At 69.0% G+C, this 15865-nt stretch carries 16 protein-coding genes and 1 pseudogene; 10 read left to right on the forward strand and 7 right to left on the reverse strand.

The window, feature by feature from the left end; translation table 11 throughout:
- Window positions 1–412: 412 nt before the first annotated feature.
- Both DJ82_RS12385 and DJ82_RS12390 read left to right on the forward strand, forming a co-directional pair.
- Window positions 413–916 (forward strand): DUF367 family protein, encoded by a 504-nt coding sequence (locus tag DJ82_RS12385; RefSeq protein WP_094522517.1) that lies wholly within the window; start codon window positions 413–415, stop codon window positions 914–916.
- Between the two features lie 108 nt (window positions 917–1024).
- A complete protein-coding gene (locus DJ82_RS12390; RefSeq protein WP_094522519.1) occupies window positions 1025–1498 on the forward strand; it encodes a redoxin domain-containing protein in 474 nt (157 codons plus the stop codon).
- 45 nt (window positions 1499–1543) lie between these two features.
- Here DJ82_RS12390 and DJ82_RS12395 read toward each other — a convergent pair whose 3' ends face one another.
- Window positions 1544–1906: a DUF5518 domain-containing protein gene (locus tag DJ82_RS12395; protein WP_094522521.1), complete on the reverse strand. Its 363-nt coding sequence runs from the start codon at window positions 1904–1906 to the stop codon at window positions 1544–1546.
- An 88-nt stretch (window positions 1907–1994) separates the two neighbouring features.
- Between DJ82_RS12395 and DJ82_RS12400 the strand changes: the two genes are divergently transcribed.
- From DJ82_RS12400 to DJ82_RS12410, 3 genes are all read left to right on the forward strand, one after another.
- Window positions 1995–3032, forward strand: coding sequence for a hypothetical protein (locus DJ82_RS12400; RefSeq protein ID WP_094581941.1), 1038 nt, complete (start codon window positions 1995–1997; stop codon window positions 3030–3032).
- 93 nt (window positions 3033–3125) lie between these two features.
- Entirely contained in the window at window positions 3126–3425 is a 300-nt protein-coding gene (locus DJ82_RS12405) for a hypothetical protein (RefSeq protein ID WP_094522525.1), read from the forward strand.
- A 104-nt stretch (window positions 3426–3529) separates the two neighbouring features.
- Window positions 3530–3709: a hypothetical protein gene (locus DJ82_RS12410; RefSeq protein ID WP_094522527.1), complete on the forward strand. Its 180-nt coding sequence runs from the start codon at window positions 3530–3532 to the stop codon at window positions 3707–3709.
- Window positions 3710–3754: 45 nt separating this feature from the next.
- On the opposite strand, the gene DJ82_RS12415 is transcribed toward DJ82_RS12410, so the two are convergent.
- Window positions 3755–4822 (reverse strand): type II glyceraldehyde-3-phosphate dehydrogenase, encoded by a 1068-nt coding sequence (locus DJ82_RS12415; protein WP_094581942.1) that lies wholly within the window; start codon window positions 4820–4822, stop codon window positions 3755–3757.
- A 176-nt stretch (window positions 4823–4998) separates the two neighbouring features.
- On the opposite strand from DJ82_RS12415, the pseudogene DJ82_RS12420 reads away from it, so the two are divergent.
- Window positions 4999–5951, forward strand: a pseudogene (locus DJ82_RS12420) (aminopeptidase).
- Window positions 5952–6333: 382 nt separating this feature from the next.
- Here the strand turns inward: DJ82_RS12420 and DJ82_RS12425 are convergent.
- Window positions 6334–7257, reverse strand: coding sequence for a hypothetical protein (locus DJ82_RS12425; RefSeq protein ID WP_094581943.1), 924 nt, complete (start codon window positions 7255–7257; stop codon window positions 6334–6336).
- 185 nt (window positions 7258–7442) lie between these two features.
- On the opposite strand from DJ82_RS12425, the gene DJ82_RS12430 reads away from it, so the two are divergent.
- Window positions 7443–8426, forward strand: coding sequence for a nucleoside recognition protein (locus DJ82_RS12430; RefSeq protein WP_094581944.1), 984 nt, complete (start codon window positions 7443–7445; stop codon window positions 8424–8426).
- A 196-nt stretch (window positions 8427–8622) separates the two neighbouring features.
- On the opposite strand, the gene DJ82_RS12435 is transcribed toward DJ82_RS12430, so the two are convergent.
- The 3 genes from DJ82_RS12435 to DJ82_RS12445 form a co-directional block, all read right to left on the reverse strand.
- On the reverse strand, window positions 8623–9777 hold the full coding sequence (locus DJ82_RS12435) for a hypothetical protein (protein WP_094581945.1): 1155 nt from the start codon (window positions 9775–9777) through the stop codon (window positions 8623–8625).
- 211 nt (window positions 9778–9988) lie between these two features.
- The gene (katG, locus tag DJ82_RS12440) at window positions 9989–12142 is read right to left on the reverse strand and encodes a catalase/peroxidase HPI (RefSeq protein WP_094581946.1); all 2154 of its coding nucleotides are present in this window, start codon (window positions 12140–12142) and stop codon (window positions 9989–9991) included.
- Window positions 12143–12463: 321 nt separating this feature from the next.
- Window positions 12464–12850, reverse strand: coding sequence for a cupin domain-containing protein (locus DJ82_RS12445; protein WP_094581947.1), 387 nt, complete (start codon window positions 12848–12850; stop codon window positions 12464–12466).
- Between the two features lie 184 nt (window positions 12851–13034).
- Here DJ82_RS12445 and DJ82_RS12450 point away from each other — a divergent pair, with 184 nt between their 5' ends.
- Complete coding sequence (locus DJ82_RS12450; protein WP_094522543.1) at window positions 13035–13268, forward strand: DUF2249 domain-containing protein; 234 nt, start codon at window positions 13035–13037, stop codon at window positions 13266–13268.
- 14 nt (window positions 13269–13282) lie between these two features.
- On the opposite strand, the gene DJ82_RS15035 is transcribed toward DJ82_RS12450, so the two are convergent.
- Window positions 13283–13633: a glutamyl-tRNA reductase gene (locus DJ82_RS15035; protein WP_198948059.1), complete on the reverse strand. Its 351-nt coding sequence runs from the start codon at window positions 13631–13633 to the stop codon at window positions 13283–13285.
- A 144-nt stretch (window positions 13634–13777) separates the two neighbouring features.
- Here DJ82_RS15035 and DJ82_RS12460 point away from each other — a divergent pair, with 144 nt between their 5' ends.
- Both DJ82_RS12460 and DJ82_RS12465 read left to right on the forward strand, forming a co-directional pair.
- Window positions 13778–14143 (forward strand): group 1 truncated hemoglobin, encoded by a 366-nt coding sequence (locus tag DJ82_RS12460; protein WP_094522545.1) that lies wholly within the window; start codon window positions 13778–13780, stop codon window positions 14141–14143.
- A gap of 48 nt (window positions 14144–14191) precedes the next feature.
- Complete coding sequence (locus tag DJ82_RS12465) at window positions 14192–15511, forward strand: phosphoribosylamine--glycine ligase (RefSeq protein ID WP_094581948.1); 1320 nt, start codon at window positions 14192–14194, stop codon at window positions 15509–15511.
- Window positions 15512–15865 lie beyond the last annotated feature (354 nt).

The following is a 15865-nucleotide window of genomic DNA, read 5'->3' on the forward strand; positions in this document are numbered from 1 at the left end:
TTGACGGTATTCGGGACACCCCGCGGAGCGTGGAGACCGCGACGTCGAATCCGTCTCCCGTCATGCCTTTACAAACCAGCCTAACGTCCAGTTGAAAGCGTGTTTAGAAAACGTATAAGCAAAGTTAGAGATAGTAAGCAAACACATATTAGGAAATATGCGAAATAATGATTTTTTCAGCCGAACGCATTTACGTGGTCGGCCACGAGCACTGACCGCGATGAGTGAACCCACAACCGAAGGCGAATCGGAGCCGATCGGGACGCAAACGCGCGTCCCGCCGGAAAGCGACGACCGCGGCCCGTTCGTGACGCGGACTCGCGCCCCGTGATCGGGCGGGAACGACCGCCGCGACATTTTTTCGCCTCGTCCCGTCCGCACGGCTTATACGCGGCTCCCGCGAACGCCGGGTGTGGACCTGCACGTCCGGTACGAGGGCGACGACGACCCCGACAAGTGCACGGCCCGGAAGCTCGCGCGGTTCGACCTCGCCGAGCTGCACCGCTCGGACCGCGCGACTCCCTACGGGGTCGTGCTCAACCCGCACGCCGAGCGCGCCCTCTCACCCGCCGACGCCGAACTCGCCCGCGAGAACGCGCTCGTCGCGCTGGACTGCTCGTGGGAGTCGGCCGGCGAGAAGATGTTCAGCCTCCCCGGCGAGCACCGCGCGCTCCCGTACCTCGTCGCCGGCAACCCCGTGAACTTCGGCCGACCGATGCGGCTCACGACGGTGGAGGCGTTCGCGGCCGCGCTCGCGATCCTCGGTGAGCCCGACCACGCGGAGCGAGTCATGGCGAAGTTCACGTGGGGAGAGACGTTCCTCGACCTCAACGAGGAGCCGCTTCGGCGGTACGCCGACTGCGAGGACTCGGCCGAGATCGTCGCCGTTCAACAGGAGTACCTGGACCGGAAGTAGCGGGGGATCGGATGCCCGTTCCGGACTCGCGTGACGCGGCGCGAGCGGTACCGGATCCGAACGGGGGTGCGGCAAGCCTTTTGACCGAATCGCACGTATTGCGTGCCGATGGTTTCTACTGGTGACACCGCACCCGACATCTCAGCGAAGATCGGTACGAGCGACCACGAACCGTTCGAGCTTCACGACCACCTCGGCGACGGCGCGGTCGTGCTCGCGTTCTTCCCCGGGGCGTTCACGCCGCCCTGTACGAACGAGATGGTCGCGTTTCAGGAGCACGCCGACGCCTTCGACGAGGCCGGCGCGACGATCTTCGGGATCAGCGCGGACTCCCCGTTCTCGCAGGGCGCGTTCCGCGAGGAACACGGCATCGAGTTCGACCTCGTGAGCGACATGGGCGGCGACGCGATCCGGGCGTACGACCTGGAGATGGACATCGCCGAACTGGGGCTCCACGGCATCGCCAATCGCGCCGTCTTCGTGCTCGACGAGGCGGGCGAGGTCGTCTACGACTGGGTCGCCGAGGACCCGACGAACGAGCCCGACTACGAGGCCGTGCTCGACGCGGCGCAGTCCGCCTGAACGCCGGCGACCGCGTCGCCGTTCGCTCCGCTTCTATTTATCCGGTCAGTCGCCGAGCACGCCGCCGATCGCCCCCGCAAGCGCCGAGTCGATCGCGAACAGGAACGTCAGGAACAGGCCGACGACGAGGACCCCCGCGCCACCGAGGAGGCTCCCGACCGGCCCGCCGGCGAGCCCCACGAGGCCGCCGAACGCGGCCAGCAGGAGGGTGACGACGACCCCGCTCACGGAGCCGGCCAGCAGGCCGTGCCACGTCCCGGAGAGGAGCCCCCCGCCGGCGACGTAGCCGGCGACGAACCCGCCGATCAGTCCGGCACCGACGTGGCCGACTACTGGGGCGAACGTCGCGAGCAGCCCGGCGATCAGCATCACGACGAACCCGTAGCCGACGGCGTGCCAGTCTGTCATGCCCTCGGGTAGCCGTCCGCGGAATAAGTATTCGCCGGGACGGCCCGGGCGTCGGGATTTAACACATCAAGCGCGCTATACACACGGCGTGCCTTCCGATTCGCCCTCCTCGGCCGAGGAGACGGTCTCGGCAGCCGCCGGCTCCGCCGCCGAGAGTGACACCGCCGGCTCCGTCGCCGAGAGTGACACCCCCGACTCCGCCGCCGAGAGCGACGCGACCGACTCCGCCGCCGAATCGCATCGCGCCGTCGAATGGGGCCCGGTCCGCTTCGAGCGCCTGCGTTCGCTGGCGCTCGGCGCGACCGTGACCGCGGGCGGGCTCGTCCTCGCCGCGCTGCTGTTCGTCGGCGTCGGCGTCGCCGCCTCCCTGCTCGGCGGGGAGGGACCGCCGTCGTCGACGTGGGCGATGGCCGTCGTCCTCTTCGTCGGCGGCCCGATGTCGCTGCTCTACTGGGTCGTCGCGTACGACCGGACCTCGCCGGAGCGGCGCCGAGAGCTCCTCTCGCAGTTCGGCGACTACTCGTTCGACCCCGCTCGCTTCCGCGCCGGTTGGACGGTCGCCGGGGCCGGAGCCGTGCTCGCGGTGGCGGTGGCGGCTATCGGCCCCGGTCCGTTCTCGGCCTCGCCGTCGCTGTTCTCGGGGTTCGCCCCGATGCTCGTTTCGCTCTTCGTGTTCCTTCCGATGATGGCGGGCTCGCGCGGGACGGATCTGCGGCTCGACCCGACCGCCGGGACGATCGAGCGGACGGACAGGAGCCACGACCGAACGCGCTCGGACGACCTCGGTGCCGTGGTCCGAACGCGGCGGATCGACCTCCCGTGGGCGACCGTCTTCCTGCTCGCCTACCGCGGGAACGCGTGGTACCGGTCGACCCCGTGGCTGTTCGTCCCGACCGAGCTCGCGGACGACATCGAGCGGGGCATCGAGGAGGCGCTCGCACGGAGCGACGGTCCCGATCGGGCCAGCGTCCCGGAACGCGTCATCCTCGCGATCCTGGGCTCCGCCTCGCTCGTCGTGGGCGTCACGATGGCCGTCGCGACGGGCGAGGGCGCCGCCGGCGCGCTGTTGACGCTCCTGACGGCGCCGTTCAGTCTCCTCTTCCTCGCGCTCGCGGCGCGGCTGTAACCCCTGAAGGCGGCCTCGGGCATGCCCTCGTCGACACCGGACGTGTCACCCCCTACCACGCGACTCATATACCCGGCTCTCCTAGTCCCGGGTATGGACAGAACGCGTCTAGAGAGCGCGCTGGAGGAAGCGTTCGGCGGCACCGAGGCCGAGCGGCGGGCGGTCGCCCGGGCGGCCTGCGACCTCGCCGACTCCGGTCGACCCTCCGAGGACCGCGGGCACGCGCTCACCGTCGACGGCGTGGTCGATCACCTCGACGACGCGCCCGACGGCTCCTCGGTCGTCGAGCGCTGGAACTGGTGGCTCGGCGCGCTCGACGCCGCCTACGGCGGGTACGACTACTTCACCGTCCGGTTCGTCGAGGGGGACGAAGAGGCGGGGCTCCGTCGGTAAGTCCGCGCCGCCGGGATCGTCGGCGTTCGCCGCCGATGAGTTTACTTTCACTTTCACTCCGGGCATGGCTCGCTTATACGGGCGATCCCCCCGAACGCTGAGGTATGAGCGCGAGTACACACGATCGGCCCCGATACGCGACGCCGACGCGCGTGGACGTCACCGACTGTCGAACGGACCGGATCGCCGACCGCGTCCGTACGAACCGCGTGCGCGGGAGCGAGGTGGCACTGGAGCGCCGCGGCGGGAGAACGTTTCTCGTGACGCGGCCGTCGTCGGAGTGAGAGTCGTCGTCGGAGTGAGAGTTGCCGTCGCCGGCGCGGAGCGAGTCAGTCGTCGGCCGTGAGCGGGCTTCGCCCGGTACCGCCGTCGGAGAGCAGGCTTTCGAGGCCGATCCCGAGCGATTCGTCCGTCCGGGCGATCGACTCCGCGCGGGGCGTGTCCGTCGCCAGCGCCCGGATCGCGTCGACGTTCTCCGGCACGACGTCGGCCTCCTGGTGGACGTTCTGGAACAGGTAGAGGTCTCGGCCCTCGACGCTTATCGACTCCTCCCAGACGCAGTTCTCCCAGAGGTCGCCGCGCGGTCGCCCGACGTCGGCGGCGTAGTCCTTCAGCGCGCCGGCGCCGTCGATCCCGGCCCGCTCGGGGATCAGGAACAGGCGGCCCTCGCCGCCGAGGAGGGCCGCGACCGCGGCGGCGGTCGGCTCCGCCTCGAGGGTCACGTTGACGCTGTGTGTGTGCATCGCCGTGACCGACGCTTTCAGCGCGGCCGTGTCGACGTCCACGCCCGGGAGGATCGTGTTCACGTCGGGACCGTGGTGGGAGGGGACGGTCTTCGGATCGGGCACGACGTCGTTGATCGGCCCGCGGTCGGTCTCGCTCGGGTCGCCGCCGCGGCGGACGAGCGTCACGCGCGCCTTCTCGACGCCGTACGTCTCGTCGAGCGGCGCGAGGAGTCGGGAGAGCCCGGTGGTGTTACAGGAGACGACGCGGAGCGAGTCGGCGTCCCAGACGCCCTCGTGGCTCCCGCGGGCGTTGAACGAGGCGTCGGCGATCGCGGCGTCCTCGCCGCCCTGGTAGACCGCTGGCACGTCGTGGGCCTCGTACGTCGGTCGGTTGCGCTCGCCGATCCCGGAGGGACAGCAGTCGACGACGACGTCGACGGCGTCGAGCAGGTCGGCGAGCGTCCCGGTCACGCCGACGCCCGCGTCCTCGAACTCGCCGATCCGGTCTTCGATCGCCGCGTAGAGGTCGTAGCCGCGTCGGATCGCGGCCTCGGCGCCGTAGTTCGGGGTCGTCTTCGTCACGCCGACGAGGTCCATGTCCGGCTGGGCCGCGACCGCGTCCGCGACCCGCTTACCGATCGTGCCGTAGCCGTTGACGCCCACGCGTATCATGGCGTTCACTCCATTCCGTAATGGCATAATCTTTTCGAGTATTCTGGCAAGAAATTAACTACGGCGTGAGTAACGGGTCGGTAAATTCGGACGACCCGACAATGTAACTGAGTTTCGTAAGAGAGTAAATAAAGCGGACCCGAAGGCCTAACGCCCGTGAGAACCGATCATCGCGTATGTCACCGACCCTCTCCGAGGCGGCGGAGACCGCCGTGAACCAGTGTCTGAACGTCGCGCAAGACGAGTCGGTCGTCGTCGTCACCGACGACGAACGCGAACCGATCGGCGCGGCCCTGGTACGGCGGCCGCGGACCGCCGTCACGACGACGCGACGGTCCTCCGTACCCGCCGGCCGAGCAGCACGGGGACCGAGCCGTGCCGCGCCGTGGCGGCCGCGATGGCCGAGAGCGACGTCTTCCTCGCGCCGACGACGAAGAGCCTCAGCCACACCCGCGCTCGGGGGGCCGCCTGCGACGCCGGCGCCCGCGGCGCGACGCTTCCGGGTATCACCGAAGACGTGTTCGCGACCGGGCTCGACGCCGACTACGCCGCCATCGAGGCCGCGTGCGACGACGTCCTCGCGCAGGTCGGCGGCGCCGACGAAGTGCGCGTGACCTCGCCCGAGGGCACCGATATCACGTTCGGGATCGGCGAGCGCGAGTGGCTCTCCGACACCGGGATGGTCCGCGACCCGGGCGACTTCTCGAACCTGCCGGCCGGCGAGGTGTTCGTCGCGCCCGAGACCGCGACCGGGACGTTCGTCGTCGACGGGGCGATGATGCCCCACGGCCTGCTCGACGAGGACCAGACGCTCGCCTTCGAGGTCGACGACGGTCTCGTCACGAGCATCGACGACGACGCGATCCGCGCCGACGTCGAGGCGGCCGCGGAGTCGGTCGGCGACGCCGCGTACAACCTCGCCGAGCTCGGGATCGGAACCAACGTCGGCGTCGACGAACTGGTCGGCTCCGTCCTGCTCGACGAGAAGGCGGGCGGCACGGTCCACATCGCGATCGGCGACGACGCGGGGATCGGCGGGGAGACGGACGCCCCGATCCACCTCGACGGGATCCTCCGGAACCCCATCGTTTACGCCGACGGCGAGGAGATCCAGCTGCCGACCGCGTAGGGGGAGCCGGGTCAGAGACGGTCGCTCATTTATAAACGAACGTTGCGGTCGGCGCGTGCCTCCGAGCGCCCATCGGGCGCGAGGAGCACGCGCGAGGGACGCGGCGACCGAAGGGAGCCGCGAGGCTGGGGAGGTGTGAGGCCGCGGTGCCGTGCGGGGCGGGACTCAAAGGGGCAGCCGTGAGGCGGTCACAGGCGATGTAAGCACTGGAAGGAGCGAGTGAAACGAGCGACTGAAGCGCGCAGCGAGCGTGTGACCGCCTCACTGCTGGGGCTTTGCAGGCAGACACCATCGATCCGCCACCAGCAGTTATTTATAAACGAACGGTCGGATCTTATTAGATACTCACCGCGGCAGCAACCGTTTATAATCGATCGACACGCTATTCCACGACCGCGAGCGCGACGCCCGCGACGTCCCGCACGCCGACCACCTGGTGTCGCCAGCCGTCCCCCGCGTCGACGCAGAGCGTGCCGGCCGCGGTGACGGTTACGGAGATCCCGGGCCCGTAGCCGAGCGCGACGGCCTCTTCGTCCACGGGGAGGTCGGCGAGTCGCCACGTCTCGGCGTCCCACGCGACGGCCCCGGCCCCCGACGCGTCGCCGGCGTGGACCAGAAGCTCGCCGTCGACGACCGCCAGCGCGTGGCCGTCGCCGTCGGCCGCGACCGCCTCGGCGGTCCCTTCCAGCGCCGTCATCCAGCCGTTACCGAGCCAGTAGAGCCCCGACCCGGTCGCTGCGAGAGGCATCCCCGCGCCGGCGACGTCGCGGGCGTCGTCGAGGCCGACCGCGGTGAGGGCGAGGTCTTCACCCGCGCCCTCGCTCCCGGTGACCCGGTGCACCCCGTCCGCGGCCGCGACGAGGGGGCCGTCGACCGCGCGCGGCTCCGACACGGACCCGAGCCGGGTGACCCCCGCGGTCGGGCCGGCGTCCCCGCCACCGACCGCGACCCGATCGATCCCGCCGTCCTCTAGGGCGACGAGGAACGCGCCGTCGTGGGCGCCGACCGCGACCGCCGGGGCCGCGTCGCCCGCGCTCCGGCCGAACTCGGGGTCGTCGTCGACGCGGGCGACTCGCAGGCCGTCCGCCGTCGCGATCCCGACGAGGTCCGGGTCGCCGTCGCGGGGGAGCATGGCGACGTCGCGGGCCGGATCGCGGGCGACCATGTCGAACGCGCCGACCTTGTCCGCCGACAGCGCCACCCGGACGACCCCGTTCCCGGTGGCGACGTACGCGTCGGTGCGGTCCGCCGTCCCGGCGTACACGCGCTTCTCCTCGATCGAGATGTCGTCCTCCGCGGGTGCCATCGGCGAGGGGTTCGCGCGCTGGTCTCATAAGCCCCGCGAGCGCTCGGCGGTCCGGGACGGCCGTCGAATCGGGATCGCTCGGCGGTCCGAGGGGGCCGCCGGCCCGGATCGCTGGCCGTTCCGAAACCGCTCGCCCGTCCGCCCGTTTCGACGCCCATTAGGTTGGCGGTCGCGTACCGCCGGTCGTGCAATCGGTCGCCGCCGAGGTCGTCGCCCCGCTCGCCGAGGTCGCCCCGCGGCTCGCGCGGATCGCGGCGTTCATCGCGATCGGCGTCTTCGCCGCCAACGTCGCCGTCGCGTTCGGGGTGATCCGGTACGTCGCCGGGCTGGCCGGGTGGCTCACCCGGCCCGCGAACCTCCCCGACGAGGTCGGCACCGCGATCCTCACGACCGCGGCGTCGACGACCGCGGGCTACGCTACGCTCGCCGAGTACCGCGAGTCGGGCCTACTCGACGACCGAGCGACGCTCGTCGCCGTCACCATCAACACGTTCTTCGGCTTCGTCCAGCACGTGTTCACGTTTTACATCCCGGTGTTGATCCCGATCCTGGGCGCGGAGACGGGAGTCGTCTACGTCTCCGCCCGTGCCGGAATCGCCCTCGCGATCACGGTCACGGGCGTGCTCGCCGGCGGCGCCCTGCTCTCGGAGCGCAACGTGGACCGCGCCGCGCTCGCCGACGTCGACGCGAGCGGGCCCGACGACGACGAGCGCACGAGCCGCGAACGCGTCCGGGAGGCCGGCGAGAAGTCGTGGTCGACCCTCCGCCGGATCGTCCCGCGCCTCGCGGTCGTGTACACGCTCGTGATCGCGCTCGTCACCAACTACGACGTCGAGGCCCTGACGAGCGTCGCCGAGCCGATCACCGGGGTCCTCGGCCTGCCCGGCGCCGCGGTCCCCGTGATCGCCGTCTACACGCTCGACACGACGGCCGGGGCCGTGACCCTCGCCGGGACCGAGGCCGGCGTGTTCACCACTCGGACCGCCGTCGCGAGCCTGCTCATCGGCGGTATCCTCTCGTTCGCCGTCTCCACCTTCCGGCGCTCGATCCCCTTCCAGTACGGGATCTGGGGCGCCGAGTTCGGCACGAAGGTGATCGCCGTCAACACCGCCCTGAAGCTCGTCTTCATCTCGGCGACGGTCGCGGTACTGCTCGCGCCGGTGTGGTGAGGCGAGCCGAACGCTTCCCGGCCCGCGCGCGTTCTCGCGGCCGGAGCCTCAGAGGCGGTCTCCCGCGCTATCAGGTCACCCGAAACGGCCATTGACACGCGCCCGGGTGTTGACGACCGAGACTCACGCCGGTTCATGCGGCGTTGCGGTAGCGACGCGAGCAAGCGGGCGTATCGCATCCCGTGACACACCCCGGTCACGCGATCATCTGGCCGAACTGGAGGATCAGCGGAATCACCGACGAGACCAGGAGCGACGCCACGCCCGGTAGGTCGTACGCCCACGTTCGGATCTCCGTCGCGTTCCGCCGACGGGCCTCGAGGACGTCCAACCGTGTCGAGACCTCCTCGGACGAGTGTTCCGAATCGCCCGTACTGGAGAGGTCTTCGTACATGCGCTCGTACTTCGCGTCGATCTCGCCCAAGAGCGTCCGCTTCTCCGACTGAAGGGCGGTGTGGATCGAAAGCTGCGGGACCGCGAACAGGACGACGCCGAACAGGAACACGAGGAGGAACGTCGATAGAAACAGCGGATCCGTCCAAGGATCGTACTCGGTGGCGATCAAGATCACCATCCCGAAGGTCAGAGAGGCGAACCACCCCAACGAGATGACGACGTCGAACCGCGCGAGCGGCGTGAGTTCGACCGCGGCCGTTCGAACGTCTCGTATTCGCAGACGCATTACGTCGCTGACCAAGCGGACGTGGATTACCGCGACGTGAACGGCTATCAGGAGTCCCACCAGACTCACGATGCCGAACGCGTAGTTGATGACGCTCAGCGAGTAGGCGTACACGTCGAAGGGAAGACGCACCGTCGGAGCGGCGACGGAAACCAGGGGATCCGCGCTCCGTACGTAGATCACGTACGGGGCCCCGACCAACACCAAATCGTAGATCACGCCCGACAGCAGGACGACGGGAAACCACAGCAGGACTCGCCCGAGGTCGTACATCTCGGCGATCCGAGATCGAACGACGGCTCGATACTCGTTCTCAGGTACGTCGAAGACGGGTCTGAGTGTCACCCACAGTTCCGGGTATCGCTTGGCCCACCACCCGAACGTAAGTCCCCCGACGAACAGCCCGACGGTCCAAACGTAGACCGACCCGGTCCGCAGGAACCGGAGTCCGAACCCGCCTCGGAATGCGATGACCGCGCTCGCCGCAAACGGAACCCCCCCAACGAGCAGTGCGACGGTGAACAGGCCGCGACGGTCGAGCGACCGGAACGCGGCGATCGGCCGCGACGCCAACGGAGATCGAACGTCACTCAGCGCTACTTCGGCGTCTGGCTCGGAATTCTCGCCGGCGGACGAATCTCCCCCCGGCTCCCCGTCACGGGGCGCCATTCTACAGTGATCGACGGTAATTGATAAAGTTCTTCGGACGATCGGGGCACCGCCGCCGCCGCTCCCGGTCCGTCGGTCCCGGGGCGGTTCTCGACGCCGGCGGGGGACTCACCGTAGAGTGCGAAACCGCCGACTGACGGAATCGGTTCGCTCACTGGACGACCGATCGCGCGGATGAAAACGGCATCCGCGACGAGCGCGGCGTCGCGACCTATTCGAGATAGAAGCGGTCGAGCCGCATGACCTTCGTCCACGCGTCGACGAAGTCGCGCACGAGCTTCTCCTCGGCGTCCTCGCTCCCGTAGACGTCCGCGATGGCGCGGAGCCGGGAGTTCGAGCCGAAGATCAGGTCGAGGCGGGTGGCCTCCCACTCGACCTCACCGGTCTGGCGGTCGATCCCCTCGTACACGTCGGCGTCCTCCGCGCCCGCCTCGACGGGCCGCCACTCGGTCCCCATGTCGAGCAGGTTCACGAAGAAGTCGTTCGTTAACGTGCCGGGACTGTCGGTGAAGACGCCGCGGTCGGTGTTCTCGTAGGTGGCGCCGAGCGCGCGCATGCCGCCGACGAGCGCCGTCATCTCGGTGGCGGTCAGGTCCAGGAGGTCGGCCTTGTCGACGAGCAGCTCCTCGGGCGGGTGGTCGACGCCGTCGCCGAGGTAGTTCCGGAACCCGTCGACGCGCGGCTCGAGCGCCTCGAACGAGTCGACGTCGGTCCGCTCCTGCGAGGCGTCGGTCCGCCCGGGCTCGAACGGGACCGTCACGTCGTGGCCGGCGTCCGCGGCCGCCTGCTCGACCGCCGCGGCGCCGCCGAGCACGATCAGGTCGGCGAGCGAGACGCGCACGTCGTCGGTGCGCGAGGCGTTGAACTCCGTCTGAATCTCTTCGAGCGTCGCCAGCACCGCGTCGAGCCGCTCCGGCTCGTTCACGTCCCAGCCGCGCTGGGGGTCGAGCCGGACGCGCGCGCCGTTCGCGCCGCCGCGCTTGTCGCTGTCGCGGTACGTGGACGCCGAGGCCCACGCGGTCTTGACGAGCTGTCGCGTCGTCAGGTCGGTGTCGAGGATCGCCCCTTTGAGATCACTCGCCTCCGCGTCCCCGATCAGGTCGTGGTCGACCTCCGGGATCGGGTCCTGCCAGATCATCTCCTCGTCCGGGACCTCCGGACCGAGGAACCGCTCCGGCGGGCCCATGTCGCGGTGGGTCAGCTTGTACCAGGCCTTCGCGAAGTTCATGCCGAACTCCATCGGGTTCTCCTGGAACTCCTCGATTATCTCGCGGTAGTCGGGGTCGCGCTTCAGCGCCACGTCCGTCGTGAGCATCATCGGCGTGACCTCCTCGTCGGGGTCGTGCGCGTCCGGAGCGCTCTCGACGTCGTCCGCGTCGACCGGGAGCCACTGCCACGCGCCGCCGGGCCCCTTCTCGGCGGCCCACTCGTGTTCCAGCAGGTTGTCGAGGTACCCCATGTCCCACTCGATCGGCGAGCCGGTCCAGGGGCCCTCGATCCCGCTCGTGATCGTGTCGCCGCCCTTCCCGCTGCCGTAGTCGTTCTCCCAGCCGAGGCCCTGCGCCTCGATGGGGGCGGCCTCCGGCTCGGGGCCGAGGTGCTCGTCGGGGTCGTCGGCGCCGTGGACCTTCCCGAACGTGTGACCGCCGGCGATGAGCGCCGCCGTCTCCTTGTCGTTCATCGCCATGCGGTCGAACGTCTGGCGGATGTTCTTCGCCGACAGCTCGGGGTCGGGGTTGCCGTCCGGCCCTTCCGGGTTCACGTAGATGAGCCCCATCACGGACGCGCCGAGCCCCGGGTCGAGCTCACCGGGCTCGTCGAAGCGCTCCTGCGTGTCCATCTCGCTCTCCGGGCCCCAGTAGACGGAGTCGTCGGGCTCGAAGGCGTCCTCGCGGCCGCCGGCGAAGCCGAACGTCTTGAACCCCATCGACTCGATGGCGACGTTCCCGGCGAGGATCATCAGGTCGGCCCACGAGAGGTTGCGGCCGTACTTCTGTTTGATCGGGAGGAGCAGCCGACGCGCCTTGTCGAGGTTCGCGTTGTCCGGCCAGCTGTTGAGCGGGGCGAACCGCTGCCGACCGCCCGCCGCGCCGCCGCGGCCGTCGGCCGTCCGATACGTCCCGGCGCTGTGCCACGCCATCCGGATGAACAGCGGTCCGTAGTGGCCGTAGTCGGCCGGCCACCAGTCCTGCGAGCTCGTCATCAGCTCCTCGAGGTCCGCCTTCACCGCGTCGAGGTCGAGCGACCGGAACGCCTCCGCGTAGTCGAAGTCGTCGTCGTACGGCCCGACGTCGCGGGCGTTCTTGTCGAGTATCTCTAGGTTCAACTGGCTCGGCCACCACTCGCGGTCTGTCTTCTGAATCATTCAGTGTCGTCCGGGGCTTCCGTCACCTCGAATAAAAAGGTGTCCTCTTCAGAGGGAAAAACCCGGTAAAAACAACCCGCATTTTAAAAGTATGAAGAATAGTTTTTATATCACAAAAATACAGTGATTTTGTTACATATGCCCTCTATCGTACGCGTCGACGTGGACGTCGAGTGGCCGGTCGTCCCGGGTCGGTACCCCACCAACGCCTGCGTGACCCCCCGCCCCGTCTCCACGAAGTTTAGCGCCTAGACCGTCGGTGAGCGGGCGAACCGAACGATCGGGCGGACGCGACCGGCCCCGCTCTCCCACCGAGGGGTCTTACTCTGATTCCGTTCGCGGGTCGAACACGCCGCGTCGGATCCCCTCCCGGACCGGGTCGTGCTCCGCGCCGGTCGGCGGCGGCGCGGTGACGAGAACCGCTTCGAGGCGCGCGTCGTGGTCCGCCTTCACGCCGCGCTCGGTCCCCGCCTCGACGACGACGACGTCGCCGGGAGCGACAGGGTGCTCGGTGTCGCCCTCGCGAACCGTTCCGCTGCCGGACTGGACCGCGATCGTCACGTCGCTCTCGGGGGCGTGAACGGGGATGAACTGCCCCGGTTCGAAGTAGCCGCAGACGACCTTCGAGCGGTCGCTTCGGAACACGCCGCTCGTCGAGAACCGCTCCTCGTCGTAGGTTCGCTCCGCGTCGAGGCTCGTCGCGGGCACGTCACTCACCTCCGCGGAACGAGCCGCATCGGCCGTGCGAGCGGCGGGGGCTGTTCGCGTCCTGTTCGATCGGTTGCGTCGATGAACCCGTCACGTTCGGATCCACGGGTCTCGGCGGGGTGTGGCTGTGCCCGAACGTGTTCGTCTCAACACGGATGCGGAGGCGTCGCGAACGCTCGGACGCATGCCACGACTAGACGTTCGCGACATTCCGCCGGTGAACAGACACGACCGGATCCACGAGGAGTTCGACGGGATGGAACCCGGCGAGACGCTCACCATCGTCAACGACCACGAACCGAAGCCCCTGTACTACGAGATGGCCGCCGAGGTGCCCGCGTTCGACGAGGAGCGCTACGAGGTCCGGCAGGAGGCGGCGGACGAGTTCGTCGCCGAGTTCCCGAAGGTCGAGGCGTAGGGGCGGGGTCGCGGCTACTCGCTCTCGATGTCGACCAACCGCGCGACGGCCCGAACGGCCGCCGATTCGTCCCGCGCGGTTCCCTCTAGGGCCGACTCGGGCGCCGCCGTCAGCTCCCGGGCTATCGCGGCTCCGAGGAGACGGACCGTCTCGCGTTGCTCGTCGGTGAGGCCGCCGCGCGCCTCGAGCGACGAGATCGCCTCCGCGACCTCGCGGCGCTCGATCCGCTCCGCTCGGCCCAGTATCTGCCGCCGGACGTGGTCCGGATCTTCGAAGTCGCCGTCGGCCGACTCCTCGTCGGCCGAACCGTCGTCGGGCTCTCGAACGGCCGATGTCCGTCGCGCGTCGAGCCGTTCGTGTCGCATATCGGATCGCCGGCCGCCACGCGGATCAGGATTCACCCGAACGTGTTCGACACGCACGCGTCGCCCGCCCGGCGGATCGCGGACGATATCACCGAACATGTTCTTTCGAACCAGTCTTATGCCGCAAGAAATGCGATCGAATTGATGACCGAGAGCCAATCGATCTATGCCGACATCGGCGGTCGCGAAGCCGTCGAGGCCGTCGTGTCCGACTTCTACGACCGCGTCTTCGACGATCCGCTCCTCGAACCGTACTTCGAGGGCGTCGATAGGGAGGCGCTGTACGCCCATCAGGTGCAGTTCGTCAGCGCCGTCGCCGGCGGCCCGGTCTCGTACGAGGGGGCCGACATGCGGGAGGCACACGAGGGGATGGGAGTCACGGCGGAGGCGTTCGGTCGCGTCGCGACCTACCTCGGCGAGGCGCTCCGGGAGAACGGCGTCGACGAGGGGGACGTCGAGACGATCCTCGAGGCGGTCGGCGCGCTCGAACCGGACGTCGTCGGACAGTAGCGCGGGACCGACACCCACACTCAAGTCCTCGCCGCGTGAGACCGCCGTATGGACCCCGCTCGCTTCCTGTTCGTCTCGGCCGAGGCCGCGCTGATCACCGACCTCGCCTGGCAGGTGCACCGCGAGGGCCACGAGGTGAAGTACTACATCGAGGCCGAGAGCGACCGGGAGATCGGCGACGGGTTCGTTCGGAAGACCGACGACTGGGAGGCCGAGGTCGACTGGGCCGACGTCGTCGTCTTCGACGACATCTGGGTCGGCTCCGACGTCGGCACCGGGGCGCTCGCCGCGGAGCTCCGCGAGAACGGGAACGCCGTCGTCGGCGGGACGCCGAACACCGACCGCCTCGAAGAGGACCGGGGGTACGCGATGGAGGTCCTCGAAGACCACGGCGTCAACACGATCGAACACCACGTCTTCCGCGATTTCGACGACGGCATCCGACACGTGGAGGAGAACCCCGCCCCGTACGTCATCAAACCGCTCGGCGAGGTCCAGAACGTCAAGCGGCTGCTGTACGTCGGGAACGAGGGCGACGGGAGCGACGTCGTAGACGTCCTGAACGCGTACAAGAAGGCGTGGGGCCACCGGATGAAGGGCTTCCAGCTGCAACGCAAAGTAGAGGGCGTTGAAATCGCTATCTGCGGCTTCTTCAACGGCGACGAGTTCATCGACCAGGTCAACTTCAATTTCGAGCACAAGAAGTTGTTCCCAGGGAACATCGGTCCCTCGACCGGCGAGATGGGGACTTCGATGTTTTGGGCGGGCCAGAACGAGTTATTCGAAGAAACCTTCGGCAAGATCGAAGGCTGGCTCGCCGACGAGGGGTACGTCGGCAGTATCGACATCAACTGCATCGTGAACGAGCACGGGATCTACCCGCTGGAGTTCACGCCGCGGTTCGGGTACCCGACGATCGCGTTACAGGAGGAGTCGATCGAGTCGTCCACCGGCGAGTTCTTCTACGACCTCGCGCACGGCAACGACCCCGAGGTGGAGGTCCACAACGGCTACCAGATCGCCGTGCGCATCGTGCTCCCGCCGTTCCCGTTCGACGACGAGAAGACGTACGACGAGAACTCGCGGAACGCCGCCGTGGTGTTCGAGACGGAGAGCAGGGAGGGAATCCACCTCGAAGACGCGAGGCGGGTCGACGGCCAGTGGCGGGCCGCCGGCGAGAGCGGGATGCCGATCGTCGTCACCGGAACGGGCGAGACGATGCAGGCCGCTCGCGAGCAGGCGTACGGTCGCATCGACGACGTCGTGATGCCGAACATGTACTACCGCGACGACATCGGCGAGCGGTGGGTCGACGGCGACGGCGACCGACTGCTCGCGTGGGGGTACCTCGGACCGGGCGGGGCGTGAGACAGTCGCCGTCGACCCGCCGCTCGCCCGATGGGCCGCCCCTCCACGACTTTTTAACCGTCCGGGTCTACCACTCGCGGTATGACGAAGTACTCAACGGGCGGTGGCGGCGGCGGCGACGACGGCGACGCCTGTGAGCTCTGCGGGCGGGAGACCACGAAGCTCCAGCGGGCCACGGTCGCCGGCGCGAAGCTGCTGGTGTGCTCGGACTGCCGGCCGCACGACGACGCGGGCAACGCGCCGCAGGGCGGGGGCGGCTCCGGCTCTGGCGGCAGTCGCGGCGGTAGCTCCGGGGGGAGCCCGGGCGGCGCCAGCGCCGAGTCGTCCGGATCTGAGAGCCGGAAGAAGGAGCTC

Origin of the sequence: Halorubrum sp. Ib24 (genome assembly GCF_002252745.1) — an archaeon.
Classification (GTDB): Archaea; Halobacteriota; Halobacteria; order Halobacteriales; family Haloferacaceae; genus Halorubrum.